23 protein-coding genes are annotated in these 24,025 nt (G+C 72.6%); 11 read left to right on the top strand and 12 right to left on the bottom strand.

The features are described 5' to 3' along the window. Positions 1 to 5: 5 nt before the first annotated feature. The 3 genes from AC4OR8_RS13580 to trhA all read right to left on the bottom strand — a co-directional run bounded on the left by AC4OR8_RS13580 (position 6) and on the right by trhA (position 3,803). The gene (locus tag AC4OR8_RS13580; protein WP_492166092.1) at positions 6 to 2,270 is read right to left on the bottom strand and encodes a right-handed parallel beta-helix repeat-containing protein; all 2,265 of its coding nucleotides are present in this window, start codon (positions 2,268 to 2,270) and stop codon (positions 6 to 8) included. A 172-nt stretch (positions 2,271 to 2,442) separates the two neighbouring features. Continuing rightward, complete coding sequence (locus tag AC4OR8_RS13575) at positions 2,443 to 3,033, bottom strand: sugar O-acetyltransferase (RefSeq protein WP_492166091.1); 591 nt, start codon at positions 3,031 to 3,033, stop codon at positions 2,443 to 2,445. A 35-nt stretch (positions 3,034 to 3,068) separates the two neighbouring features. Continuing rightward, positions 3,069 to 3,803 carry a PAQR family membrane homeostasis protein TrhA gene (gene trhA / locus AC4OR8_RS13570; protein WP_492166090.1) on the bottom strand — a complete coding sequence of 245 codons (735 nt, stop codon included), beginning with the start codon at positions 3,801 to 3,803 and terminating at the stop codon, positions 3,069 to 3,071. A gap of 108 nt (positions 3,804 to 3,911) precedes the next feature. Here trhA and AC4OR8_RS13565 point away from each other — a divergent pair, with 108 nt between their 5' ends. Then, positions 3,912 to 4,688, top strand: a complete 777-nt coding sequence (locus AC4OR8_RS13565; RefSeq protein WP_492166089.1) for an isoprenyl transferase — start codon at positions 3,912 to 3,914, stop codon at positions 4,686 to 4,688. Between the two features lie 410 nt (positions 4,689 to 5,098). Beyond that, positions 5,099 to 6,340 (top strand): RNA 5'-3' helicase PhoH2, encoded by a 1,242-nt coding sequence (phoH2, locus tag AC4OR8_RS13560; protein ID WP_492166425.1) that lies wholly within the window; start codon positions 5,099 to 5,101, stop codon positions 6,338 to 6,340. 246 nt (positions 6,341 to 6,586) lie between these two features. Here the strand turns inward: phoH2 and AC4OR8_RS13555 are convergent, their stop codons facing one another. Further along, positions 6,587 to 7,063: a MarR family winged helix-turn-helix transcriptional regulator gene (locus AC4OR8_RS13555; protein WP_492166088.1), complete on the bottom strand. Its 477-nt coding sequence runs from the start codon at positions 7,061 to 7,063 to the stop codon at positions 6,587 to 6,589. A 239-nt stretch (positions 7,064 to 7,302) separates the two neighbouring features. On the opposite strand from AC4OR8_RS13555, the gene AC4OR8_RS13550 reads away from it, so the two are divergent. The 3 genes from AC4OR8_RS13550 (at position 7,303) to AC4OR8_RS13540 (ending at position 9,470) form a co-directional block, all read left to right on the top strand. Continuing rightward, entirely contained in the window at positions 7,303 to 7,878 is a 576-nt protein-coding gene (locus tag AC4OR8_RS13550) for an NAD(P)H-dependent oxidoreductase (protein ID WP_492166087.1), read from the top strand. After that, a complete protein-coding gene (locus AC4OR8_RS13545) occupies positions 7,875 to 8,426 on the top strand; it encodes a YceI family protein (RefSeq protein ID WP_492166086.1) in 552 nt (183 codons plus the stop codon). Before AC4OR8_RS13550 ends, AC4OR8_RS13545 begins: the two co-directional genes overlap by 4 nt. Before the next feature lie 315 nt (positions 8,427 to 8,741). Continuing rightward, on the top strand, positions 8,742 to 9,470 hold the full coding sequence (locus tag AC4OR8_RS13540; RefSeq protein ID WP_492166085.1) for an aggregation-promoting factor C-terminal-like domain-containing protein: 729 nt from the start codon (positions 8,742 to 8,744) through the stop codon (positions 9,468 to 9,470). 42 nt (positions 9,471 to 9,512) lie between these two features. Here the strand turns inward: AC4OR8_RS13540 and AC4OR8_RS13535 are convergent, their stop codons facing one another. Continuing rightward, positions 9,513 to 10,148: a pentapeptide repeat-containing protein gene (locus AC4OR8_RS13535; RefSeq protein WP_492166084.1), complete on the bottom strand. Its 636-nt coding sequence runs from the start codon at positions 10,146 to 10,148 to the stop codon at positions 9,513 to 9,515. Between the two features lie 238 nt (positions 10,149 to 10,386). Here AC4OR8_RS13535 and AC4OR8_RS13530 point away from each other — a divergent pair, with 238 nt between their 5' ends. From AC4OR8_RS13530 to AC4OR8_RS13520, 3 genes are all read left to right on the top strand, one after another. Continuing rightward, positions 10,387 to 11,403 carry a magnesium and cobalt transport protein CorA gene (locus AC4OR8_RS13530; protein ID WP_492166083.1) on the top strand — a complete coding sequence of 339 codons (1,017 nt, stop codon included), beginning with the start codon at positions 10,387 to 10,389 and terminating at the stop codon, positions 11,401 to 11,403. Between the two features lie 112 nt (positions 11,404 to 11,515). Continuing rightward, the gene (locus AC4OR8_RS13525; RefSeq protein WP_492166082.1) at positions 11,516 to 12,856 is read left to right on the top strand and encodes a TrkH family potassium uptake protein; all 1,341 of its coding nucleotides are present in this window, start codon (positions 11,516 to 11,518) and stop codon (positions 12,854 to 12,856) included. Further along, on the top strand, positions 12,846 to 13,520 hold the full coding sequence (locus AC4OR8_RS13520; RefSeq protein WP_492166081.1) for a potassium channel family protein: 675 nt from the start codon (positions 12,846 to 12,848) through the stop codon (positions 13,518 to 13,520). The genes AC4OR8_RS13525 and AC4OR8_RS13520 overlap by 11 nt, the downstream gene beginning before the upstream one ends. A gap of 175 nt (positions 13,521 to 13,695) precedes the next feature. Here AC4OR8_RS13520 and AC4OR8_RS13515 read toward each other — a convergent pair whose 3' ends face one another. From AC4OR8_RS13515 to AC4OR8_RS13505, 3 genes are all read right to left on the bottom strand, one after another. After that, positions 13,696 to 14,760 carry a glycosyltransferase family 2 protein gene (locus tag AC4OR8_RS13515; protein WP_492166080.1) on the bottom strand — a complete coding sequence of 355 codons (1,065 nt, stop codon included), beginning with the start codon at positions 14,758 to 14,760 and terminating at the stop codon, positions 13,696 to 13,698. Between the two features lie 120 nt (positions 14,761 to 14,880). Continuing rightward, the gene (locus AC4OR8_RS13510) at positions 14,881 to 16,284 is read right to left on the bottom strand and encodes a class II fumarate hydratase (protein ID WP_492166079.1); all 1,404 of its coding nucleotides are present in this window, start codon (positions 16,282 to 16,284) and stop codon (positions 14,881 to 14,883) included. Further along, entirely contained in the window at positions 16,281 to 16,976 is a 696-nt protein-coding gene (locus AC4OR8_RS13505) for a spermine/spermidine synthase domain-containing protein (protein WP_492166078.1), read from the bottom strand. The genes AC4OR8_RS13510 and AC4OR8_RS13505 overlap by 4 nt, the downstream gene beginning before the upstream one ends. Before the next feature lie 200 nt (positions 16,977 to 17,176). Between AC4OR8_RS13505 and AC4OR8_RS13500 the strand changes: the two genes are divergently transcribed. From AC4OR8_RS13500 to AC4OR8_RS13490, 3 genes are all read left to right on the top strand, one after another. Beyond that, positions 17,177 to 17,452, top strand: coding sequence for a hypothetical protein (locus tag AC4OR8_RS13500; protein ID WP_492166077.1), 276 nt, complete (start codon positions 17,177 to 17,179; stop codon positions 17,450 to 17,452). Between the two features lie 159 nt (positions 17,453 to 17,611). Further along, the gene (locus tag AC4OR8_RS13495; RefSeq protein WP_492166076.1) at positions 17,612 to 18,352 is read left to right on the top strand and encodes a DUF1707 SHOCT-like domain-containing protein; all 741 of its coding nucleotides are present in this window, start codon (positions 17,612 to 17,614) and stop codon (positions 18,350 to 18,352) included. A 98-nt stretch (positions 18,353 to 18,450) separates the two neighbouring features. After that, a complete protein-coding gene (locus AC4OR8_RS13490; protein WP_492166075.1) occupies positions 18,451 to 19,533 on the top strand; it encodes an ABC transporter ATP-binding protein in 1,083 nt (360 codons plus the stop codon). Positions 19,534 to 19,608: 75 nt separating this feature from the next. On the opposite strand, the gene AC4OR8_RS13485 is transcribed toward AC4OR8_RS13490, so the two are convergent. Genes AC4OR8_RS13485 through AC4OR8_RS13470 form a run of 4 tightly spaced genes read right to left on the bottom strand, consistent with a single transcriptional unit; the run spans position 19,609 to position 23,999 of the window. Further along, positions 19,609 to 20,814, bottom strand: coding sequence for an ABC transporter ATP-binding protein (locus AC4OR8_RS13485; protein WP_492166074.1), 1,206 nt, complete (start codon positions 20,812 to 20,814; stop codon positions 19,609 to 19,611). 7 nt (positions 20,815 to 20,821) lie between these two features. Next, a complete protein-coding gene (locus AC4OR8_RS13480) occupies positions 20,822 to 21,664 on the bottom strand; it encodes a carbohydrate ABC transporter permease (protein ID WP_492166073.1) in 843 nt (280 codons plus the stop codon). Positions 21,665 to 21,666: 2 nt separating this feature from the next. Further along, positions 21,667 to 22,617: a carbohydrate ABC transporter permease gene (locus AC4OR8_RS13475; protein WP_492166072.1), complete on the bottom strand. Its 951-nt coding sequence runs from the start codon at positions 22,615 to 22,617 to the stop codon at positions 21,667 to 21,669. Then, entirely contained in the window at positions 22,614 to 23,999 is a 1,386-nt protein-coding gene (locus tag AC4OR8_RS13470; protein ID WP_492166071.1) for an extracellular solute-binding protein, read from the bottom strand. Before AC4OR8_RS13470 ends, AC4OR8_RS13475 begins: the two co-directional genes overlap by 4 nt. Between the last annotated feature and the right edge of the window lie 26 nt (positions 24,000 to 24,025).

The raw sequence follows: 24,025 nt of genomic DNA, 5'->3' as shown, positions 1-24,025 counted from the left end.
TCGGCTCAGCCGGGGGGCACCGGGGCGCCGTTGAGCAGGAACAGCCCGCCGGGGGGCTGGTTGAACGCGTCGGGACCGGTGGGAGCGGTGTTGCCCGAGACCTCGACCCCGGTCACCGTCATGGTGCCGGTGGCGCTGTTCCACAGCCCACCGCCCTCGTTGGCGGCGCTGTTGCCGGTGACCGAGCCGCCGAGCCAGGTCACGGTGCCGGCGCCGGTGACGTGCAGGCCGCCGCCGTTGCCGGGGGCCGCGCCCGTGCTGTTGCCGGTCATGTCGACCTGGAGGAGCGTGAGGCGGCCTGCGCTGGTCTCGAGACCGCCGCCGGCCCGGGGGGCGTCGTTGCCGTCGAGGGTGGTGTCGGTGAGGCTGACCGTGCCGGCCACGTCGAGGACGCCGCCGCCGGAGCCGGCCGCCCCGGTGGCGCGGTTGCGCTCGAGCGTCGAGCCGGAGACGGTCAGGCGTCCTCCGTCGTTGTAGATGCCGCCGCCGCCCTGGTCGGCGCCGGCCCCGGCCGCGCTGTTGGCGCGCAGCAGGGTGTCGGTGACGGTCAGCTCGCCCTCGGCGCTGTTCCACAGCCCGCCGCCCTCCGAGGCGGCGGCGTTCTCGGTCACCTCGCTGCCGGTGACCTCCACCGTGCCGGCGCCGGTCAGGTGGAGCCCGCCGCCATTGCCGGGCACCGAGCCGGTGCTGTTGAGGCGCAGCACGGCGTCCTGCACGGTCGTCGTGCCCGCGTTGGCCTCGATGCCACCGCCGGCGCGCCGGGCGATGTTGCCGACCAGGCGGCTGGTCTCGACGGTGAGCGTCCCGAGGTCGTTGAGCATGCCGCCGCCCGACCCCGCGGCGCCGGTGGCGGTGTTGTCCCGCACGAGCGAACCGGTGACGGTGACCTCGCCGCCGTCGTTGTAGACGCCGCCGCCGCCCTGGTCGGCGGCCGCCCCGGCCGCGGTGTTGCCACTGACCTCCGAGTCGGCCACCAGCAGGGTGCCCTCGGCCGAGGCCCACAGGCCACCGCCCTCGGCGGCCGCGCTGTTGTCGACCACCTGGCTCTCGCGCACCTCCACGGTGCCGGCGCCGGTGAGGTGGAGCCCACCGCCGTTGCCGGGGGCCGCTCCGGTGCTGTTGTCGCCGAGCAGCGACTCGGTCACCATGGTGGTGCCTGCGTTGGCCTCGATGCCGCCGCCGGCGCGGGGAGCGGTGTTGCCCACGACGAGGGTGTCGGTGACCGTGGCCGTGCCGAGGTCGTTGAGGATGCCGCCGCCGGAGCCGGCGGCGCCGGTGGCGCGGTTCTGCCGCAGCTCCGACCCGGTCACGGTGAGGTCGCCGCCGTCGTTGTGCACGGCGCCGCCGCCCTGGTCGGCGGCAGCGCCGGCCGCGGCGTTCGCCACCAGCAGGGTGCGCTCGACCACGAGGGTCCCCTCGGCGGAGCCCCAGAGCCCGCCGCCCTCGGCCGCGGCGCGGTTGCGGGCCACCCGGCTGCCCACGACGGTGACGGTGCCGGCGCCGGTGAGGTGCACCGCGCCGCCGTTGCCGGGCACGGCGCCGGCGTCGTTGCGGCTCAGGGTGGAGTCGCGCACCGTGGTGCTGCCGGCGAGGGCCTCGACGGCACCGCCGGCCCGCTCCGCGGAGTTGTCGACCAGCGTGGAGCGCACGACCCGCAGCGTGCCGCCGTCGTTGAAGACGGCCCCGCCGGAGGCGCCGTCGCCGGTCACCGTGCTGTCGCGCACGGTGGTGCCCTGCAGCACCAGCCTGCCGGCCGAGGAGATCGCCCCGCCGCTGGCGCCGGCGCGCGGGGCGCCGCCGGCCAGCGTCGTGCGCTGCACGGTGAGCCGTGCGCCGTCGCGGACGTCGAGCACCCGGTCGACGCCGCGGGCGTCGACGGTGTGGCCGCGTCCGACGAGCACCAGGTCGTCGGTCACGTCGAGGTCGCCGCGCAGCGGGCCGCCGGTGACCGGGCGCGAGGACGAGAAGCGCACGTCGTCGGCCAGGGCCACCCGCTGGGCGCCGTCCACCCGGTTGGCGCGCTTCACGGCGCGGCGCAGCGCGCTCTCGGTGCGCACCACCACCACGTCGGCGGCCCGCGCCGACGGCGCAGCGGCGGTGGCCACGGTGGCGGTGGTGGTTGCGGGGCCGGTGGGCGCAGCGGCGGCACTGGAGCCGAGCGGCGCCACGGCCAGGGTGGCCAGCGCCAGCGCGCCCACGGCGCCGCCGCTGAGGAGCCGGACCCGTCGGGTCCTCGGGGTGGTCCTGGCTGTGGTCCTGGCTGTGGTCATGGGCGTCCTCCGGTGGGTGGCCGGCGGGCCGGCCGTGGGTCGCCGGTCGCCCGGCGTGCTGGCGGCGAGCGCGCCGCCGTCCGTGGACGGCGCGCCCGCCGCACACTCAACGACGCGCTGTGGCGGGGGTCACGGCGGTCGTGCCCGGGTCGGTGCAGGAGGGGGGACGTCCTCAGAGGTGGCGGATCACCTTGGCGGGGTTGCCCACGGCCAGCACGCCGGCGGGCAGGTCACGGGTGACGACCGAGCCCGCCCCGACGACGGTGTCGGCGCCGATGGTGACCCCGGGGCACACGATGGTGCCGCCGCCGAGCCACACGTTGTCGCCGATGGTGATCGGGCGGGCGCCCTCCCACTTCGCACGTCGCGGCTCGGCCTCGACGGGGTGGGTGGGGGTGAGCAGCTGCACGTTCGGCCCGATCTGCACGTCGTCGCCGATCACCACCTCGGCGACGTCGAGGCACACCAGCCCGAAGTTGACGAACGTGCGGGCCCCGATGCGGGTGCGGTAGCCGTAGTCGACCTGCAGGGGCGGGCGGACGTCGGTGCCGGGGCCGACCGCGCCGAGGAGCTCGCGCAGCAGCTCGAGGCGCTCGACCTCCTGCGACGGGGTCAGCTGGTTGATCCGGTGGGCCAGGTCGCGCGCGGCCAGGCTCTCGCGGGCGAGGTCGGGGTCGTCGGCGATGTACGGGTCACCGGCGAGCATGCGCTCGCGCATCGAGCGGTTGTCGGGGAACGCCGGGTCGGGGAGGTCGTCGGGCATGCCCCGATGCTTCCACGGCGGGGCGGCCGGCGGGCTCAGCGCAGGGCGTACGTCGCCATCGAGACCGCGACGTAGTGGCTGGCGAACGCCAGCACGGTGAAGGCGTGGAACACCTCGTGGAAGCCGAACCAGCGCGGCGACGGGTTCGGGTACTTGAAGCCGTAGACGGCACCGCCGAGGGTGTAGAGCACACCGCCGACCGCGACGAGCACCAGCACCGCGACCGCGGTGGTCGTGCCGAGCAGCGTGGTGGCGCCGTCGATGAAGCCGGGGATGAAGAACACCGCGGCCCAGCCCATCGCGATGTAGATCGGGGTGTAGAGCCAGCGGGGGGCGTCGGTCCAGAAGACGCGGAAGGCCACCCCGAGCAGCGCGGTCGTCCAGATCGTCGTCAGCAGCACCACCCGCTGCGTGCCCTCGAGGAGCATCAGCGACAGCGGCGTGTAGGACCCGGCGATGAGGATGAAGATGTTGGAGTGGTCGAAGCGCCGCAGGAACGCCCACACCGACGGTGACCACGTGCCGGTGTGGTAGATCGCCGAGACCGTGAAGAGCAGCAGCGCGGAGCCGGTGAAGACGGCCGAGCCGATGCGGGTGGCGTCGGTGGGCGAGAGCGCCACCAGCACGATGCCGGCGGCCAGCGTGAGCGGGGCGGTGGCCAGGTGGAGCCAGCCGCGCAGCTTCGGCTTGATCTCCGCGAGCGTGTCGCTGAGGGACTCCTGGACGGAGTCGAGGCCTGAGCGCACCGCACGAGGGATGTGCTGGGTCATGGCGTGACCTTATCCGGCTCCACCGCCCCGGTCCGACCCGTGCGGTGGACGTCACCCGACCGTGGCGCGCTGGTCACACGACGCGCCCCGGATCGCTACCCTGGGGCAGTGGCGGCGGACTGGAAGCGCGGACTGCGGCGCGTGCTGTACCCCGCCTACGAGGCGCGGGTGCTGCGGCGCCTCCCCGACAGCGTGCCCCACCACGTCGGCGTCCTGCTCGACGGCAACCGGCGCTGGGCCCGCGCCGTGGGGCGCGACACCGCCCACGGCCACCGCGCCGGCGCCGCCAACATCGAGCCGCTCCTCGGCTGGTGCGACGAGGTCGGCATCGGCGTGGTCACCCTGTGGCTGCTGTCCACCGACAACCTCGAGCGGCCCGCCGCCGAGCTCGACCCGCTGCTGGAGATCATCGAGGAGGCCGTGGCCTCCCTGGCCGACCAGGGCAAGTGGCGCCTGCACCCGGTGGGGGCGCTCGACCTGCTGCCCGCGGCCACCGCGGCCCGGCTGAAGGCCGCCCAGGACGCGACCCGCGACGTCGACGGCATGCTGGTCAACATCGCGGTGGGGTACGGCGGTCGACGCGAGATCGCCGACGCGGTGCGCTCGCTGCTGCTCGAGCACGCCGAGAAGGGCACCTCGCTCACCGAGCTGGCCCAGGTGCTCGACGTGGACCACATCTCCGAGCACCTCTACACCAAGGGCCAGCCCGACCCCGACCTGGTGATCCGCACCAGCGGGGAGCAGCGGCTCGGCGGGTTCCTGCTGTGGCAGAGCGCGAAGTCGGAGTTCTACTTCTGCGAGGCCTACTGGCCCGACTTCCGCCGCGTCGACTTCCTGCGCGCGATCCGCGCCTACGCCCTGCGCGAGCGGCGCCACGGCGCCTGAGCCGCGCACGTGACGTTCACGTGAACGCCACGGCGTGTTGCCTGGATCAGCGGGTGGCGAGGTCTACTTTCGCAGCATCGGCGAGTGGGGAAGCCCGCCGTACCTGGAGGCCCGATCGTGAGCACTCACGACTGCACCGCACGCGGCTCCGCGCCGTGCGTGGACGGAGGCGGGCACTCCCGTCTTCGGGCTCCCTCCCGGTCCATCCACGTGTGACGAGGACCGGCGCGGGAGTGCGCGCACCGGGCCATGAGGGGTGTCCCGTGCCGACCCAGGCCCAGAAGACGCAGTCCCAGCAGTCGCAGCAGTCGTCCCGCCCCGCCCGCGCCGCGAACCGGCGTACCGAGCCCGCGCCGGGGGTGCGCACCTACGTGCTCGACACCAGCGTGCTGCTCGCCGACCCCGGCGCGATGCGTCGCTTCGCCGAGCACGAGGTGGTGCTGCCGGTGGTGGTGATCACCGAGCTCGAGGGGAAGCGGCACCACCCCGAGCTGGGGTACTTCGCCCGCACGGCCCTGCGCGAGCTCGACGAGCTGCGCATCGTCAACGGCCGCCTCGACGAGCCCGTGGGGGTGGGCGACGAGGGCGGCACGGTGCGGGTGGAGCTCAACCACACCGACCCCGGCGCGCTGCCGTCGGGCTTCCGCCTCGGCGACAACGACACCCGCATCCTCGCCGTCGCCTACAACCTGTCGCAGGAGGGCGCCGACGTCACCCTGGTCTCCAAGGACCTGCCGCTGCGGATCAAGGCCTCCGCCGTCGGTCTCGACGCCCAGGAGTATCGCGCCGAGGCCATCAGCGACTCCGACACCGGCTACTCCGGGATGACCGAGCTCGAGGTGGCCGCGGCCGACCTCGACGAGCTGTACGACGACGGCGTGCTCGACCTCGACGCCGCCCGCGACCTGCCCTGCCACCAGGGGCTGGTGCTGCTCTCCGAGCGCGGCACCGCGCTGGGCCGGGTGGGACCCGACAAGCAGGTGCACCTCGTGCGCGGCGACCGGGAGGCGTTCGGCGTGCACGGGCGCTCCGCCGAGCAGCGCGTGGCGCTCGAGATGCTGCTCGACCCCGAGGTCGGCATCGTCTCCCTCGGCGGGCGCGCCGGCACCGGCAAGTCGGCGATGGCGCTGTGCGCGGGGCTCGAGGCCGTGCTCGAGCGCGGGCAGCACAAGAAGGTCGTGGTGTTCCGTCCGCTGTTCGCGGTGGGCGGCCAGGAGCTCGGCTACCTGCCGGGCTCGGAGTCGGAGAAGATGTCGCCCTGGGGCCAGGCGGTCTTCGACACCCTGGGCGCGATGACCTCCCGCGAGGTCATCGACGAGATCCTCGAGCGGGGCATGCTCGAGGTGCTCCCGCTCACCCACATCCGCGGCCGCTCGCTGCACGACGCCTTCGTCATCGTCGACGAGGCGCAGTCGCTCGAGCGCAACGTGCTGCTCACCGTGCTCTCCCGCATCGGAGCCAACTCCAAGGTCGTGCTCACCCACGACGTCGCCCAGCGCGACAACCTGCGGGTCGGGCGGCACGACGGTGTCGTGGCGGTCATCGAGAAGCTCAAGGGCCACCCGCTCTTCGCCCACGTGACCCTCACCCGCTCCGAGCGCTCGCCGATCGCCGCGCTGGTCACCGAGATGCTGGAGAACGTCTCGCTCTGAGGGGTCGGCGCAGCCGGCGGTCCCGCAGCTGCGCCGGTCAGGGCCCCGGTGGCGGGTGCGGGTCGCCTCCGGGGCCTGGTGGGCTGTCCAACTGGCGCAATCGCGTTGGTCTCAGCGCCCGTCTCGAGGCCCTGTCGCCAGGTCAGCTGGAGCGGAGAGTTGCGTGCGGCCGATTGACGGCAGTGGCGCGTCTGGTGGAGGAGACCGCTCTCGCCCGTCCGTCGCGAGACTCGTCGTCGACCTGCCTCAGCCGTCGGAACCGCAGGCCCCGGCCTCGCGGTCGTCGGCGTGGATGGGATCGAGCCAGCCGCCAGTGGCTTGTTCCAGCAAGTCGTGCAGCAGGGTCCGCTGCTGAGGGCTCAGGGCTCCCAGCAGGTGGTTCTCTGCGCTCCACAGTCGGTCCTGCGCGTCGAGCAGGGTCGTCCGCCCACTCTCGGACAGCTCCACGATGTGGCGACGTCTGTCGGCAGGGTCCCTCCTGCGGACGATGAGCTCGCGCTCCTCCAGCTCGTTCAGCAGCCCCACGACGTTGCTCGGATCCAAGTTCAGCGTCGTCGCCAGGGCCTGTTGACCGGTGGGTCCCTGCTCTCGCAGCACCCGCAGCGCTCCGACGTGGCGCGCCTTGAGCCCGGTCGGCACCAGGAGCGCCTCGGCAGCCCTCGTGCCCACGCGCGCCAAGTGGTTGATCAACGGGAGGCAGTGGGCGTCGGGAACGGTGTGCACCCACTCATGATAGTTGCCGCACAGTCATTGGTAAGTACCAATGATTTGTGCATACACTACGTTGGACCACACCAACCGTTGGTTCACACCACGTGTTCGTCGTCCCGCGCTCGTGGCGGTGACGCGAACACCTTCACCACCTGAGATCAGGAGCAGAACGTGTCGTTGTACCGACTGGACGCCAGCGTGCGAGTCGAGGGCTCGCACAGCCGCGAGATCGCCGACGTAGCCGAACGGGAGTGGCGCAGGAGCAACCGGGAGGGCAGGTCACCCACCGCCACGTGGGCGTGGATCCGGTTCCGGCGACCTCGTGGGCGCTGGGCGTCGAAGCCAGCATGCTGCCGCCGGATCGCCACAGCGCCGCCCACGACGAAGCGCAGGCCCTCGCAGCAACGCTCACCGACGAGCTCGCCGCGGCCGAGGCCTACCTCTTCGCCGTCCCGCTCTACAACTTCGGCATCTCCCAGCACTTCAAGACCTGGGTGGACATGGTCATCATCGATCCGCGGATGCGGCCGGGGGTGCGACCGGTCACCGCCGGCAAGCCCGCCGTCCTGGTCACGGTCCGTGGAGGCGCCTACGGCGCTGGAACGCCCCGCGAGGGCTGGGACCACGCCACCGGGTGGATGCGGCGCATCCTCGCCGATGTCTGGCAGATGCGGCTCGAGGTCGTCGAGGCGGAACTGACCCTCGCTGACGTCAAGGCCGAACTCGAACAGTTCCGCCCTCTCGCAGCCCAGCTGCGTGCGGACGCCGAAGACCAGGCCCACCGCCACGCCCGGATGCTCACTGCTCCCGTCGAGGCGACGGCGTGAGCGCCGCGCCGTCGCCGGGTGCGTGGGTCTTGGACCCGGCGGGAACCCGCATCGGGTTCGAGGCCAAGCTCGTACCGGGCCTCAAGGCCAGGGGGCAGTTCCAGCGCTTCGACTCGAGGATCACGGTCGAGCCCACGCTGCGGCAGTCCTCCATCAGCGTGGAGATCGACACGGCCAGCCTGACCTCCGGTATCAAGAAGCGCGACGAGCACCTCAAGGCCGACAACGTGCTGGCCGCCGCGAGACACCCGCACATCCGGTTCGTCAGCACCTCGATGGAGGCGAACGCCGACGGCGTCCTCGTCACCGGCGATCTCACCGTCCGCGACGTCACCGAGAGCGTCACCTTCCAGGCGGTCCACGAAGCGCATCCGACCCGGCCCGTCTACCACGCGGAGCTGCGGGTCGATCCCCAGCGCTTCGGCACCAGCCGGCCCGGCACCACGAAGCCGGTCACCGTCGTGTTGCACGCCGTTCTGCGACCGGTCCAGGCGGCGGTCACGCCAGTCGAGCGAGAGAGGCGAGCGGCGAGCCACCAAGAGGGGTGACTGAGCCGGGTCGCCCCCGAGTGCGGCAATGAGCCGCAGGCGCGGCGCCGCTCGTGCTGTGTCAGGCCGTGGGCGAGGCAGCGGCGGGACACGGGACGCTGGTGGTGCGCGCGTGACGCGTGTGACGGGAGGTGACCGGTCTCTCCACCGACGGCGGGCGGGGCGGTTTGCGCGGGTCCCGGGCGTCATGCATGGTGGACGGCGTCCGCCTCGCTCCGGGGCCCCTCGGCCCGTCCGGGCCACCGCCCCGCAGCAGCGCGTACCACCAGCACCACCCGCAGCACCACCGTGTCGTCTACCCGTGAGCCCACCGCCTTGTCGAAGCACGTGAAGCACGTCCCGAAGCACCGCGCTCCCGCCGCGCCGTCCCGCGTGGGCCAGGTGCCCCGTCAGGCCCTGCGCAGCACCGTCGTGCTCTCGTCCCTCGCCGTCACCGCCACCGGCGTCACCGTCGCCGGCGGCGTCGTGGGCAGCAGCGCCACGACGTCGGCGAGCGACAGCGTCGCCGCCCGGGCGCTGACCCCGGCCGCCGGTGACCAGGTGGCCCCCGGGACCGACGCCGCAGCCGGCACCGGCACCGACGACGGCAGCGCCACCACGGCCGACGAGCTCGCCGCCGGGCTCGCCGACCGGGAGACGGTGTCGCGCTCCGCCGACCGCCGCACGGCCGCGGTGCCGGCGAAGGAGGCGGCGCTGTCGGCCGAGGAGGGCCCCGCGCTCACCCGCTCCGAGGACATCGCCGACCTCGACCCGCGCACCATCGCCCAGTCGCTGATGGGCGACTTCGGGTTCTCCGCCGACCAGTTCGGCTGCCTCGACTCGCTGTGGACCCGCGAGTCGGGCTGGACCGTCGACGCCGACAACCCGACGTCGTCGGCGTACGGCATCCCGCAGGCGCTGCCCGGCGAGAAGATGGCCTCGGCCGGTGCCGACTGGGCCACCAACCCGGCGACCCAGATCCGCTGGGGCCTGGGCTACATCGACGAGGTGTACGGCAGCCCGTGCGGCGCCTGGGCCCACAGTGAGAGCGTCGGCTGGTACTGAGCCTGCGTCCGAGGCCGGCCCCCGGGCCCGGCGTGGACGGGGTCAGCGGCGGGGTGCGTGCTCCTCGACGCGGATGCCGCGGTCCTGCGCGAGCAGCGGTGCCAGCAGCGTCAGCTGGTCGGGGCTGATCGTGGCGCCCCGCAACCCGTCGAGGCCGTGCAGCTCGTCGAGGTCGGCGCCGCGCAGGTCGACGTCGGTGAGGGTGGCGTGCTGCAGGTCGAGCCGGCCGACCCGGGTGCCGCGCAGCGCGACCCGCGTGGCGGTGGCCTGCCCCAGGTCGAGCTCGCCGACGACGCAGTCGGTGAGCACCACGTCGACGAGCTCGGCGCCGCGCAGGTTGACGTAGTCGAGCTTGCAGCCGCTCACGTGCACGCGGTGCCACGACGTCTCGTAGGCCTCCACCGAGCCCAGGCGCGCACCCGTCACCTCGACGTCGCGCCACACCCCGCGGGTGGCTCGCACCACCGGCACGTGCAGGCGCTCGAGCACCGTGTCGCGCAGCCGTGTGGAGCGCAGGTCGGCCTCGTCGGCCGTCACGCCGGCGAGCACGCACTCCTGCAGCGACGCCCCGTCCAGCGCGAGCGCGGCCACGGCGACGTCGTCGAACGACAGCCCGTCGAGGTCGGCGCCGCCCGCGAGCAGGCCGGGCTCGCCGGGGGTGAGATCGCCGGGGTGCACAGCGTCGAGGCGCGGCGGGCGGGTGGCTGAGGCTGGGGACCGGGGCACGGGGCTCCTCGACGGGCGGTGGCGTGGCGTGGTGGCGGCGGCGGGCGGTGGTGCGGCCCAGTGTGGTCCACCGCGCCGACACCGCGGCCGCGGGCGGCGAACGGGTCACCGGGGGGTCGCCCGTGGGTCGTACACTGCGCTGCGGTCCGGCGCCCCTGCGCCGTCCAGGTGGCCTGAGGAGGTGTCGAGCATGGCGGTCGTCGACAACGCCGTCTACGTCGAGGGATGCCGGCACGCGGAGCCGCCGTCGCTCGAGGTGACCTACGAGATGCTGCGCGAGCAGCGCGGCATGGGGTGGATCGGGCTCTACCGCCCGAGCCCCGAGGAGATGCGGTCGGTCGCCGCGGAGTTCGGGATCCACGACCTCGCCGTGGAGGACACCGTCGCCGCCCACCAGCGGCCCAAGCTCGAGCGCTACGACGACGTCCTGTTCGCTGTGCTGCGTCCCGCGCGCTACGTCGAGGCCGAGGAGCGCGTCGAGTTCGGTGAGCTGCACGTGTTCACCGGGCCCGACTTCATCGTCACGGTGCGCCACGCGGAGTCGCCGAACCTGGGCCGGGTGCGCCAGCGCATGGAGGCCGACCCCGACCTGCTGCGGCTCGGGCCGGAGGCGGTGCTCTACGCGATCGTCGACGAGGTGGTCGACGAGTACCAGCCGGTCGTGGCCGGCCTGGAGAACGACATCGACGAGATCGAGGACCAGGTCTTCGCGGGCGACCCCGAGGTGTCGCGGCGCATCTACGAGCTGTCGCGCGAGGTCATCGAGTTCCAGCGGGCGACCAAGCCGCTGCTCAAGATGGTGGCCGACCTCAGCAACGGCTTCGCGAAGTACCACGTCGACGAGGAGCTGCAGCGCTACCTGCGCGACGTGCAGGACCACACCATCCAGATCGTGGAGCGCGTCGACGGCTTCCGTGCGCTGCTGCAGAGCATCCTCACCGTCAACGCCACCCTCGTGGGGCAGCGGCAGAACGAGGAGACCCAGCGGCTCACCGAGACCAGCCTGCAGCAGAACGAGGAGGTCAAGAAGATCTCGTCGTGGGCGGCCATCCTGTTCGCCCCGACGCTCGTCGGCACGGTCTACGGCATGAACTTCGAGACCATGCCCGAGCTGGGGTGGCGGTACGGCTACCCCCTGGCGATCGGCCTGATGGGGCTGATGGGCGTCCTGCTCTTCCTGGTCTTCCGGCGCCGCGGCTGGCTCTGACGACCGCCGGCCGACACCCCCACCGACACCGGCGCCGGTGCGCGGGGCGGCACCGCTAGCGTGACCCGGGCCGCAGGCGCGGTCGACAGGCTCGGACCAGGGGAGGGCGCGCGTGGAACGCATCTGGCGCGGCGCGCTGCACCCGGCACGCGTCGTGCCGCTGGCGTTCGCCGCTGCGGTCGTGGTCGGGACCGTGCTGCTCTCGCTGCCGATCGCGACGCCGGGGCCCGAGCGACCGCCGGTGCTGACCGCGGCCTTCACCTCCGTCTCGGCGGTGTGCGTGACCGGCCTGACGACCGTGGACACCGCCACCTACTGGTCGCCGTTCGGCCAGGCGGTGATCATGGCGCTCATCCAGGTCGGCGGCTTCGGCATCATGACGCTGGCGACCCTGCTGGGCATGCTGGTGGGCGGTCGGCTCCGGCTGCGCTCGTCCCTGGTGGCCCAGGCCGAGACCCACACCCTCAACATCGGCGACGTGCGCCACGTGGTGCAGCGGGTCGCGGTGACCGTGCTGCTGTTCGAGGCGGCCTTCGCCGCGGTGCTGACCGTGCGGTTCCGTGCGGCGTACGACGACAGCTGGGGCCAGGCGCTGTGGCACGGCGCGTTCCACTCCGTCTCGGCCTTCAACAACGCCGGGTTCGCGCTCTACAGCGACAACCTCATCGGCTTCGTCGACGACGCGTGGATCATCGTGCCGATCTGTGTGGCCGTCGTGGTGGGCGGCATCGGCTTCCCGGTGCTGTTCGAGCTGAGGCGGCAGTGGCGCCGTCCTGGCCGCTGGTCGGTGCACACCCGCCTCACCGTGCACGGCTCGGCCCTGCTCCTCGTGGTCGGCACGGTCGCCTTCCTGGCGCTGGAGTGGCGCAACTCCGGCACCATCGGGCCGCTGGACACCGGCGGGAAGCTCGTCGGCGGACTGGCCGGCGGGGTGGTGCCTCGCACGGCCGGCTTCAACAGCATCGACTACGGGCAGATCACCCCCGAGACGCTCGCGGTGACCAACGTGCTGATGTTCATCGGCGGCGGTTCGGCCGGCACCGCCGGTGGCATCAAGGTGACGACGTTCTTCCTGCTCGCGTTCGTGATCTGGTCGGAGGTCCGCGGCGAGCGCGACACCAACATCGCCCACCGACGCATCAGCGGCCAGACGCTGCGCCAGGCGCTCACGGTGGCGCTGCTGGCCGTCGCGGCCATCAGCACCGGCACGATGGTCATCCTGCTCGCCACCGACCACTCCCTCGACGTCGTGCTCTTCGAGTCCATCTCCGCCTTCGCCACGGTCGGGCTCTCGACCGGCATCACGCCCGGCCTCCCGCCGGTCGCGGAGGTCACCCTCATGCTGCTCATGTACGTCGGGCGCGTCGGCACCATCGCCGTCGCCACGGCCCTGGCCTACAAGGCCCGCCACCGGCACTACCACCTCCCGGAGGAGCGTCCCATTGTCGGCTAGGAGCAGGAAGAACGGCACCGTCTCGGTCGTCGTCATCGGGCTGGGGCGCTTCGGCACCGCGGTGGCCGAGTCGCTGGTGGCCATGGGCCAGGAGGTGCTGGCCATCGACGAGGACCTCGCGCTCGTGGAGCGCTGGGCCGACGACCTGACGCACGTCGTCCAGGCCGACACCACCGACGACGAGGCGCTGCGCCAGATCGGCGTCGGCGACTTCGACCGCGCCGTGGTGGCGATCGGCTCCGACATCGAGGCCAGCGTGCTGACGGTGCTCGCCCTGGCCGAGGCGGGAGTGCCTGACATCTGGGCCAAGGCGATCACCCACAAGCACGGCAAGATCCTCGAGCGGGTGGGCGCCCACCACGTCGTCTACCCGGAGCACTCCATGGGAGAGCGGGTGGCCCACCTGCTGACCGGCCGGATGATCGACTACATCGAGCTGGACGACCGGTTCTCCGTGGCCCGCGCCCTCGCCCCGCAGGAGACCTGGGGCCGCACGCTGGCCGAGTCGGCGCCGCGCAGCCGTCACGGCGTGACGGTGGTCGGCACGAAGCGCCGCGGCCAGGACGTCGTCCACGCCACGCCGGAGACCCTCGTGGAGCGCCACGACGAGCTCATCGTGTCGGGACCGACCGACCGGGTCGAGCGCTTCTGCAACCTCGCCTGAGGCGGCCGGTCGAGCCCGGTCGACCGGGGCGTGCTGGTGGTTTCGAGACGCTCGCTGGCGCTCGCTCCTCAACCACCGAGGGTCCGCTCGCTGGCGCTCGCTCCCGACCACCGGGGGTGCGTTCGCTGGCGCTCGCTCCCCGACCACCGGGGGTCCGCTCGCCGGCGCTCGCTCCTCAGCCGGCTGAGCGGCCCGGGGTGCCGGGCACCGGGAGGCGCGCCAGCAGGTCGCCGACGGGGCCGGAGGGGCGGCGGGGCTTGACGTAGCCGCGGTCGGCGGCGACGAGCTGGGCCAGCCACTCGTCGAGGCGCCGGGTGCGCTCGGGGCCCAGCGGGGTCGGCACGTGCGAGACCTGGGGGCGCTCCACCAGCAGCTGCAGGCCCGACAGGGTCTCCACGTCGTCGGCGACCCAGGAGTCGTAGAGGGTGCGCAGGTGCGCGGCCCGCACCTCCTCGGAGATCCCCGGGGCGGCGGCGAGGGTGGCGACCGCGACCCCCACGGTGGTGCGCATGACGCGGTGGATGCTCGAGACGCCGTTCTCGGCGTGGGCGAGCCACTTGCGCACGAACTCCTCGCCCGACCACGACTCGTAGTGCAGCAGCCACGAGCCCGGCAGCGGCGTCGCGGGCAGCTCGGCGCCGTCGGCTCCGCGCACCACGTGGATGGCAGGGGAGACGGTGACGTCGGGGCGCCACCCGACCTTGCCCTTCACGTGCCCGCGGAAGTACGACGCGTTGCGCGGCTTGCGCACGACACCCAGGGCCTTGAGCAGCAGCAGGGTGTCGTCGTCGAGCAGCCGCTTGAAGAGGGTGACCTCGCCGTCCCAGTGGTAGCGGCTCACCGCCTCCAGCGGCGGGACGGCGACCACCGGCTCGTGCCCCGGCACCGCCGCGAGCGCGGCGCGGTCGACGACCAGCGCCTCGTCGCCGTCGATGTGGAAGAGCCAGGACGCCCAGTCGAACGGCGCCAGCGCGACGTTGGCCAGCATCGCGTTGGTGAGCTGGCGGCCGTTGAGGTTCTGCGGCCGGCGCCCCTGCCAGTAGCCGCTGTCGGTGGGCACCACCGTCACGTGGGGGTGGGTGCCCAGCCAGTCGAGGACCTCGGGCGCGGCGCCCTCGGTGAACACGACGAGGTGGTCGATGCCCCCGGCGAGGTTGCGCTCCACGAACGCCTGGACGTTGTCCAGACGGTCCTTGATCGTGCTGACGGCCACGACGAGCCCGTCGTCTGCGTGCGGCACCTGGCTGCTCCCTGTCGGTCCTGTGGTCGGCCGTCGATCGGCCCGTGGTCGGCCTGTGGCGGCCGTCCGTGCACTAGACGCGTCGAGCGCCGGTTTGGTTGCGCCGGCAGGGAGACCGTCTCAGGGGTGGGTCATCGACTCCACGTCGAGGGCCTCGTCGAGCTGGGCCTCGGTGAGGTCGCCGCGCTCGAGGTAGCCCAGCGCGACCACGGTCTCGCGGATGGTCGCCCCGTCGGCGAGCGCCTGCTTGGCGATCTTCGCGGCGGCCTCGTAGCCGACGTACTTGTTGAGCGGGGTGACCACCGACGGCGAGGACTCGGCGTAGGCGCGCATCCGGTCGGCGTTGGCGGTGATGCCGTCCACGCAGCGCTGGGCCAGCAGCGTCGACGACGTCGCGAGCAGGCGCACCGACTCCAGCAGGTTGCGCGCGATGACGGGCATCGCGACGTTGAGCTCGAAGCTGCCGCTGGCACCGGCCACGGTGACCGTGGTGTCGTTGCCCACGACCTGGGCGCACACCATGAGCGTGGCCTCGGGCAGCACCGGGTTGACCTTGCCGGGCATGATGCTCGATCCCGGCTGCAGGTCGGGCAGGTGGATCTCGGCGAGACCGGTGGTCGGGCCCGAGGACATCCAGCGCAGGTCGTTGCAGATCTTGGTCAGGCCGACGGCGTAGGTGCGCAGCACGCCCGACAGCTCGACCAGCGAGTCGCGGGTGCCCTGGGCCTCGAAGTGGTTGCGCGCCTCGGTGAAGGGCTGGCCGGTCTGCTCGCCGAGCAGCGCGATCGCGCGCTGCGGGAAGCCCGCCGGGGTGTTGATGCCGGTGCCGACGGCGGTGCCGCCCAGCGGGAGCTCGCGCACCCGCGGCAGCACCGACTCGAGGCGCTCGGCGGCGTAGCGCACGGTGGCGGCGTAGCCACCCATCTCTTGGCCGAGCATCACCGGGGTGGCGTCCATCAGGTGGGTGCGCCCCGACTTCACCAGGCCGGCGAACTCCTCGGCCTTCGCCTCGAACGACGTGGCGAGCACGTCGAGGGCCGGCAGCAGGTCCTGGGTGACGGCGAGCGCCGCGGCCACGTGGATGGCGGTGGGGAAGGTGTCGTTGCTCGACTGGCTGGCGTTGACGTGGTCGTTGGGGTGCACCTCGACGCCGGCGCGGGCGCTCAGCGAGGCGATCACCTCGTTGGCGTTCATGTTCGAGCTGGTGCCCGACCCGGTCTGGAACACGTCGATCGGGAACGCGTCGAGGTGGTCGCCGGCGGCCACCTCGTCGGCGGCGGCGGCGATCGCACGGCCCCGCTCCTCGGGGAGGATGCCGAGCTCGGCGTTGGCCCGGGCCGCGGCGGCCTTGACCTGGCCGATGGCGGCGACGAGCCGGGGCTCGATCGGGGTGCCGCTGATCGGGAAGTTCTCCACCGCACGCTGGGTCTGGGCGCGCCACAGCGCGTCGCGCGGCACCTCCACCTCACCCATGCTGTCGTGCTCGATACGGACGGCGGCCTGCTCGCTGCTGGGGTCGGTCACGGCAGCGAGGGTACCCGTGCGACGTACAGCCAGTACTGCACGTCCCGCTCCTGGAGCCGGACGTCGTGCGCGCGGGCCTCCACGGGTCCGACGACCTCGCTGAGCACCGCCTCCAGCTCGGGCGCGGCGTCGGCCGACCACACCACGAGCGCACCACCGGGACGCAGCACCGCGCGGGCCCGCCGCAGCGCCGGCTCGCGGTAGAGCCCCGCGTTGGCCTCGTGGACGAGGTGACCGGGGCCGTTGTCCACGTCGAGCAGCACCAGGTCGTACGACGCCGGGCGGGCCTCGGCCAGCGCGACCGCGACGTCGGCGACCACCACCTGCACCCGGGCGTCGGCCATCAGCGACGGACCGTGCGGCACGGTGCCGTCGCGCATCCAGTCGACCAGCGCCTGCTCGATCTCCACGACCGCGCACCGCTCCACCCGGGGGTCGGCGAGCACCTCGTGCATCGTGTAGCCCAGGCCCAGGCCGCCGACGACGACCGCACGGGGGTCGTCGACCAGGGCCAGCGCCGCGCGGGCCAGCTCGCGCTCGGTCTGCACCTCGAGGGTGTCCATCACGAACACCCCGTTGGCGCGCAGCTCCAGCACGGTGGGCGCTCCGGCGGTGCGCCGCTCGCGAAGCACCAGCTCGCCGCGCTCGGTCTCGGCTCGGGCCACCTCGACGGTGGTGGTCTCGGGGTCCACCCGCCCATCATCACCCCGCCGTCGCCCGGGCCGCCGCCGGGGCGCGTCACGGCCCGAGCGGTGGGTACCGGTGGGTGACCGGGCCGCACCGGCAGGCCCGGTGACGGGCGCGTCCAGGCCCACCAGCGGGGTGACCTGCGCGGGCGGCGCGGTCGGTACGTTCGCAACGGACGGACCCACCGGCCACCCGAGGAGGATCGATGAGCGACCACCAGAAGATCGACAAGGCCGACTCGCAGCTGCACGCCACCCACGACCCCGAGCGCGTGGGCGAGAAGGACAACGCGCACGAGAAGCCCGGCCCGGGCGACCAGGAGGGCGGCCAGGTCACGGAGGTCGGCCGGCTCGAGGGCTCCGACACCCCGATCATGCCCGACCAGGCGGTCTCCGGCGGCCCGGACGTCGAGAGCGGCCAGGCCGACGTCGGCCCCGCGGGGCCGAACGCCAACCCCAACGCCGGCGCCCGCAACACCTGAGCCGCGCGCACCACGACGCCCCCCGAGCCACCGGCCCGGGGGGCGTCGCCGCGAGCGGACCGCGGAGGCCGATCGCGCAGGCCGATCGCGCAGGCCGATCGCGCAGGCCGACCGCGTCGGCGACCCCGCCGCCGACCGTGCGTGCGTAGGCTGGCCGACGTGGACCCAGCGAGCCGCGACCCGGGCGCCCCCCTCGACCCCGCGCGCCTGCGGATCTCCGACGCCGACCGTCACCAGGTCGCCGAGATCCTGCGCCAGGCGGCCGGCGAGGGCCGGCTCGACCTGCAGGAGCTCGACGAGCGGCTCGACGCCACCTGGGCGGCCAAGGTGTACGCCGACCTGGTGCCGATCGTGGTCGACCTGCCCGGCCAGGCCCCGGGAGCGGCCGTCCCGCCGCTGCCACGACCCGGCGGGCCCGCCCCGAGCCCGGCCGTGGCCCCCGGACCGCAGGGACGTCTCGGCCACCCCGGCCACCTGTCCGGCTCGCACCTCGCGCCGTACGGCGCCCTGCCGCAGCCGATGAGCAGCACCGCCGTGCTCAGCGGCTGCGACCGCCGCGGCGAGTGGGTGGTCGGCGCCACCCACACCGCCTTCAGCCTGATGGGCGGGGTGGTGCTCGACCTGCGCGAGGCCCGCTTCACCCACCGCGAGGTCGTGATCAACGCCAACGCCGTCATGGGCTCGGTCGACGTGGTCGTCAACGCGTGGACCCACGTCGTCGTCGAGGGCCACGGAGTGATGGGCGCCTTCGAGGAGGCCCGCGCCAAGGTGGCACCCGAGCTCGGCCCGGACTCCCCGGTGGTGCGGCTGCGCGGGGTGGCCCTGATGGGCGCTGTCAGCGTCGTGCGCCGGGCGATGCCGGGGGAGCAGCGACGGCGCCTGCCCGGGTGGGGTCGCTGAGGTCCGCCGACCCGTTGTGGGTCGTCCACTAGGGTGCGCCAGGTCACTTCACGACGGATCGTCCGGCACGTACCTGCCGGTGGAGGGAGCAGGTCGACATGGCCTCGGTGACGTTCGAGAAGGCACAACGCTGGTACCCCGGCACGGAGGTGCCGGCCGTGCCCGGCATCGACCTGGAGGTCCGCGACGGCGAGCTGATGGTCCTGGTCGGGCCGTCGGGGTGCGGGAAGTCCACGACGCTGCGCATGCTCGCGGGCCTGGAGGAGGTGAACTCCGGGCGCATCCTCATCGGTGACCGCGACATCACCGCCGTGGCACCGAAGGACCGCGACATCGCGATGGTGTTCCAGAACTACGCGCTCTACCCCCACATGACCGTGGCCGAGAACATGGGCTTCGCCCTCAAGATGGCCAAGGTGCCGGCCGCCGAGCGCGAGCAGCGGGTCAAGGAGGCCGCCGCCGTCCTGGGCCTCGAGGACTACCTCGAGCGCAAGCCCAAGGCCCTCTCGGGCGGGCAGCGCCAGCGGGTGGCGATGGGGCGCGCGATCGTGCGCCAGCCGCAGGTGTTCTGCATGGACGAGCCGCTGTCCAACCTCGACGCCAAGATGCGGGTGCAGACCCGCACCGACATCGCCCGGCTGCAGGCCGACCTCGGGGTCACCACCGTGTACGTCACCCACGACCAGGTCGAGGCGATGACCATGGGCGACCGGGTCGCGGTGATGAAGGACGGCGACATCCAGCAGGTCGACACCCCGTTGGCGCTCTACGACCGGCCGGTCAACCTGTTCGTGGCGGGCTTCATCGGCTCCCCGCAGATGAACCTGCTCGAGGCCACCGCGGTTCGCGGCGCCGCCCAGGTCGGGGAGCACGTCGTGCCGGTCGACCCGACCGCCGCGCAGGTGATGAGCGGCGAGGTCACGGTGGGGGTGCGGCCCGAGTCGTGGCGCCTGGTGGGCCCGGGCGAGGGCGGCCTGCCCGTGCGCGTCACCGTGGTGGAGGAGCTGGGCGCCGACGCGTTCGTCTACGGCACCAGCGGGGTCGAGGGCGCGCCCAACAACATCATCGTGCGGGTCGCCGGTCGCGACCACGCGCGCAAGGGCGACACGATCCACGTGACCACCGACCCGCGGCACGTCCACGTCTTCGACACCGCCACCGGGGAGCGGCTCTCCGCCTGAGCCCACGACGTACGACGAGACCGGCGCGTCCCCGCGGGGGACGCGCCGGTCTCGTGTCGTGCAGGGAGCGCCGGGTCAGCCGGGGGTCGGCTCCAGGGCCCGGGCCGGCACCTCGCCGGCGCGGTCGTGGTCGATGGTGAGGTTCTCGCCGGTCTGCGGGTCGAAGAGGTGCATCTTGGAGGTGTCGACCCAGATCTCGGCCTCGTCGCCCTCCTTGATCCGGCTGGTGCCGTCGAGGCTGACCACCAGCTGGGTGCGCAGCGACTCGCCGTCGAGGTCGCGCTCGAGCTGCTGCAGCTGGGACTGCACCTCCGGCGGGGCCTCGAACGGGATGTAGGCGTAGGCCTCGTTGCCGAGCCACTCCACGACGTCGACGGTGGCGTGGAAGGTGGAGCCGCGCCGCGAGGAGTCCACGACCGAGGCGTCCTCGAACGCCTCGGGGCGGATGCCGGCGATGAGCAGGCCCTTGCCGGCCACCCGCTCGGCGCGCTCCGGGGAGATCTGCACCGTGCCGAACGGCAGGCTCACCGACGTCCCGTCGACCTCGGCGGGCAGGAAGTTCATCGGCGGGGAGCCGATGAACCCGGCCACGAACAGGTTGCCGGGGTTGCCGTAGAGCTCGCGCGGCGTGGCCAGCTGCTGCAGGATGCCGCGCTTGAGCACCGCGACGCGGTCGCCCAGCGTCATCGCCTCGGTCTGGTCGTGGGTGACGTAGACCGTGGTGATGCCGAGCTTCTTCTGCAGCCGGGCGATCTCGCTGCGCATCTGCCCGCGCAGCTTGGCGTCGAGGTTGGACAGCGGCTCGTCGAAGAGGAACGCGTCGGCCTCGCGCACGATCGCACGACCCATCGCGACCCGCTGGCGCTGGCCGCCCGAGAGGTTGGCCGGCTTGCGGTCGAGGTGCTCGTCGAGCTCCAGGGTGGCGGAGGCCTCGCGGACCTTGCGGTCGACCTCGGCGTCCTTCTCTCCGGCCAGGCGCAGCGGGAACGCGATGTTCTCGTACACCGACAGGTGGGGGTAGAGCGCGTAGTTCTGGAACACCATCGCCAGGTTGCGCTCGCGCGGGGCGAGGTCGTTGACCCGCTTCTCGCCGATCACCATGTCGCCGGAGGTGATGTCCTCCAGGCCCACGATCATCCGCAGCAGCGTCGACTTCCCGCAGCCGGAAGGGCCCACGAGGATCACGAACTCGCCGTCGGCGACGTCGATGGAGATGTCGTTCACCGCCGGGAAGCCGTCGCCGTACTTCTTGACGATGTTCTTCATCTGGATGGAAGCCACGACGAGGTCACCCCTTCACTGCGCCGGACGTCAGCCCGGACACGATCTTGCGCTGGAAAATCAGGACGATGAGCACGATCGGGATCGTCGCCACGACGGCTCCCGCGGCCAGCAGCGAGGCCGGCCGGTTGAACGGGTCGGCGCCGACGAAGAACGACAGCGCCGCCGGGATGGGTCGCGCGGCCTCCGTGGAGGTCAGCGAGATGCCGAACACGAAGTCGTTCCAGGCGAAGAAGAACGTGAGGATCGCGGCGGTGAAGACCCCGGGCGCTGCCAGCGGCACGATCACCTTGCGGAAGGCCTGCCACGAGGTGGCGCCGTCGACCTGCGCGGCCTGCTCCATCTCCCACGGGATCTCGCGGAAGAACGCCGAGAGCGTCCAGATCGCCAGCGGCAGCGTGAACGACATGTAGGGGATGATCAGCCCCGGCCAGGTGTCGTAGAGGCCGAAGGTGCGCCACATGTCGAACAGCGGGCCGACCAGCGAGACCACCGGGAACATCGCGATGGCCAGGGCGACGGTGAGCACGAACTTCTTGCCCTTGAACTCCAGGCGCGCGATGGCGTACGCCGCCAGCGTCGCGATGATCACCGAGAGCGCCGTGGCGATCAGGCTGATGCCGAGGGAGTTCAGGATGGCCCGCCGGAACTGGTCGTTCTCCAGGACGTCGACGTAGTTCTGCCAGCCCGCGCGGTCGCCGGCGTCCGGGATGAACCCGGGGTTGCGGCCGTTGGTGATCGCGTCCTGCGACTTGAACGACAGCGAGATGATCCACGCCACCGGGAGCAGGCACCACACCAGGATCAGGACGCACCCGACCGCCGTGCCGATCTTCTGCTTGAGGTCCATCATCACTCCTGTCGTGCCTGGGCGAGGTCGACCTTGAAGATCTTGACGATCACGTAGGCGACCAGGATGACCGAGAGGAACAGCAGCACCGAGAGCGCTGATCCGATGCCGAGCGCGAACTGCTCGACCACCTGCCGGTAGGTCAGGAACGACACCGACTCGGTGCCGACGGCGCCTGCGGTCATCACGAAGATGTTGTCGAAGATGCGGTAGGCGTCGAGGGCGCGGAACAGCACCGCCACCATGATCGCCGCGCGCATGTTGGGCAGGATCACCTTCCACAGCCGCTGCCACCAGGTGGCACCGTCGACCTTCGCGGCCTCCACCATGTCGTCGCTGACCTGGGCCAGGCCCGCGAGCAGCAGCAGCGACATGAACGGCGTGGTCTTCCAGATCTCCGAGACCATGATGGCGACCAGCGCCGGCGTGGTGCTCTCGAACCAGTTGAAGGTGTCGTCGATGAACGGCAGCCACCCGTTGACGAAGCCGGTCTGCAGGTTGAAGGCGAACTGCCAGGCGAAGCCCGAGACCACGGTGATGATGCCGTAGGGGATGAGGATCGAGGTGCGGATGACGCCGCGCGCGAAGATCACGCGGTGCATGACCATCGCGAACACGAAGCCGATCACCAGCTCGACGGCCACGGTGACCACCATGATCAGCACCGTGATGGCGGTGTCGCGCCAGAACAGGCTGTCGCTCAGCGCCGTGACGTAGTTCTGCAGGCCCACGAACTCGCGGTCCTCGGGAGCGGCGAGCGAGTAGTTGAACAGCGACAGGTACAGCGCGCGCAGCATCGGGAACGCCGTGACCAGCAGCATGATCGCGATCGCCGGGGCGACCAGCTTCATGCCGAGCCGGTTCTCCGCCTTGAGCCGGTCGCTGTCGGGGGCGGCACCCTTCTTCGTGCCGCCCTTCTTGCCCGTGGTCGGGGGGGCCACCGCGGTGCTCACAGCAGCGCCCTTCCCTGCAGGACGTCCTCGATGAACGTCGCGGACTCCTCGGGCGTGGACTCCGGGTCGACCGAGGCGGGGGAGTGCCACACGCTCTGGATCGCCGCGGAGATCTTGGAGTAGTAGGCGCTCTTGGGCCGGGGGCCGCCGCTGTCCACGCTGTCCTGCCACAGGGCGAGCAGGTCGGCGGGGTAGGCCTCCTTGAGCTCGGCGGCGTCGTACGCCGACGCGCGCGAGGGCATCAGGCCCTCGGTGACGGCCAGCTCGACCTGCGCCTCCGGGGTGGTCACGCAGCCGGCGGCCTCGAGCGCCCACTCGGGGTGCTCGCTGTAGGCGCCGACGCCGATGTCGATGCCGCCGATCGGGGGCTTGGACTCCTCGCCCTCCACCGTGGCCGGGTAGCGCGCCCAGCCGAGGTCCTCGAACTGCTCCTTGGTGATGCCGCCCTCGGCGTCGACCAGGCCCTCGTAGTTCTTGTAGGTGAACGTCCAGTTGGTCATGAACTCACCGGCTCCCTCCTCGGGGTACATCAGGCCGAGGGCCGTGCCCTCGTTGGAGGTCGTGAAGTCGAGCTGGCGGGCCTCGGAGTCGGCCAGCTTCTCGATGACGGCCGCGGCCTCGGCCCCGGCCTCGGAGCCGATCTCGACCTTCGCGTCGATGCCGGCCTCGGTGTCGGTGACGATGGCACCCCCCGCGCCCTGGATGAGGGCGTTGAGCCACACCACGTAGCCCTCGTACTTGTTGGCCTGCACGCCCACGGTCCCGCCGTTCTCGGACGCGGCGTCGATGACCTGGTCCCACGTCACCGGCTGCTCCATGTCGAGCCCGGCGGCCTCGGCCAGCGACTTGCGGTACCAGAGCACCTGGGTGTTGGCCCACTGCGGGAAGGCGAACACGCCGTCCTCCCAGGTGACGGTGTCGGCGGCACCGGCCAGCACGTCGTCGTCGATCGCCTGCGCCGCGACGTCCTCCGGCAGCTCCTCGAGCCAGCCGGCGTTGGCGAACTCGGCCACGTAGACGGGGTCGAGGCTCATCAGGTCGGTGGAGGTGTCGCCGGAGGCCAGCCGGCGGGCCAGCTGGGTGCGCTGGTCGGTGGCGCTGGCGGGCAGCAGCTGGATGTCGATGTCGTACTCGTCGGTGCTGCACTGCTCGGCCAGCGCGGTGAGCGTGGTCTGGCCGTCAGGGTTGATGTACCAGTTCAGCGTGGGCTTGCCCGACTCGCCGCAGGCGGCGAGCAGGCCCCCGGACAGCGCCAGCACCGCAGCGACGGCGGTGCCGCGGCGCACCCTGCGGCGCAGGTGCGCGCTCCCTCGCGAGGGGCGGCCCGCCCGGTCGGGCGGGGCCTCCTCGCGGTCGGTCGGTGGTGCAGCGGACTGTGACATGCGGCCCTCCCGGTCCCGTGAGTGGA

This window comes from Nocardioides sp. FY1077 (assembly GCF_058681775.1).
This window is presented reverse-complemented; position numbering and strand designations above follow the sequence as displayed.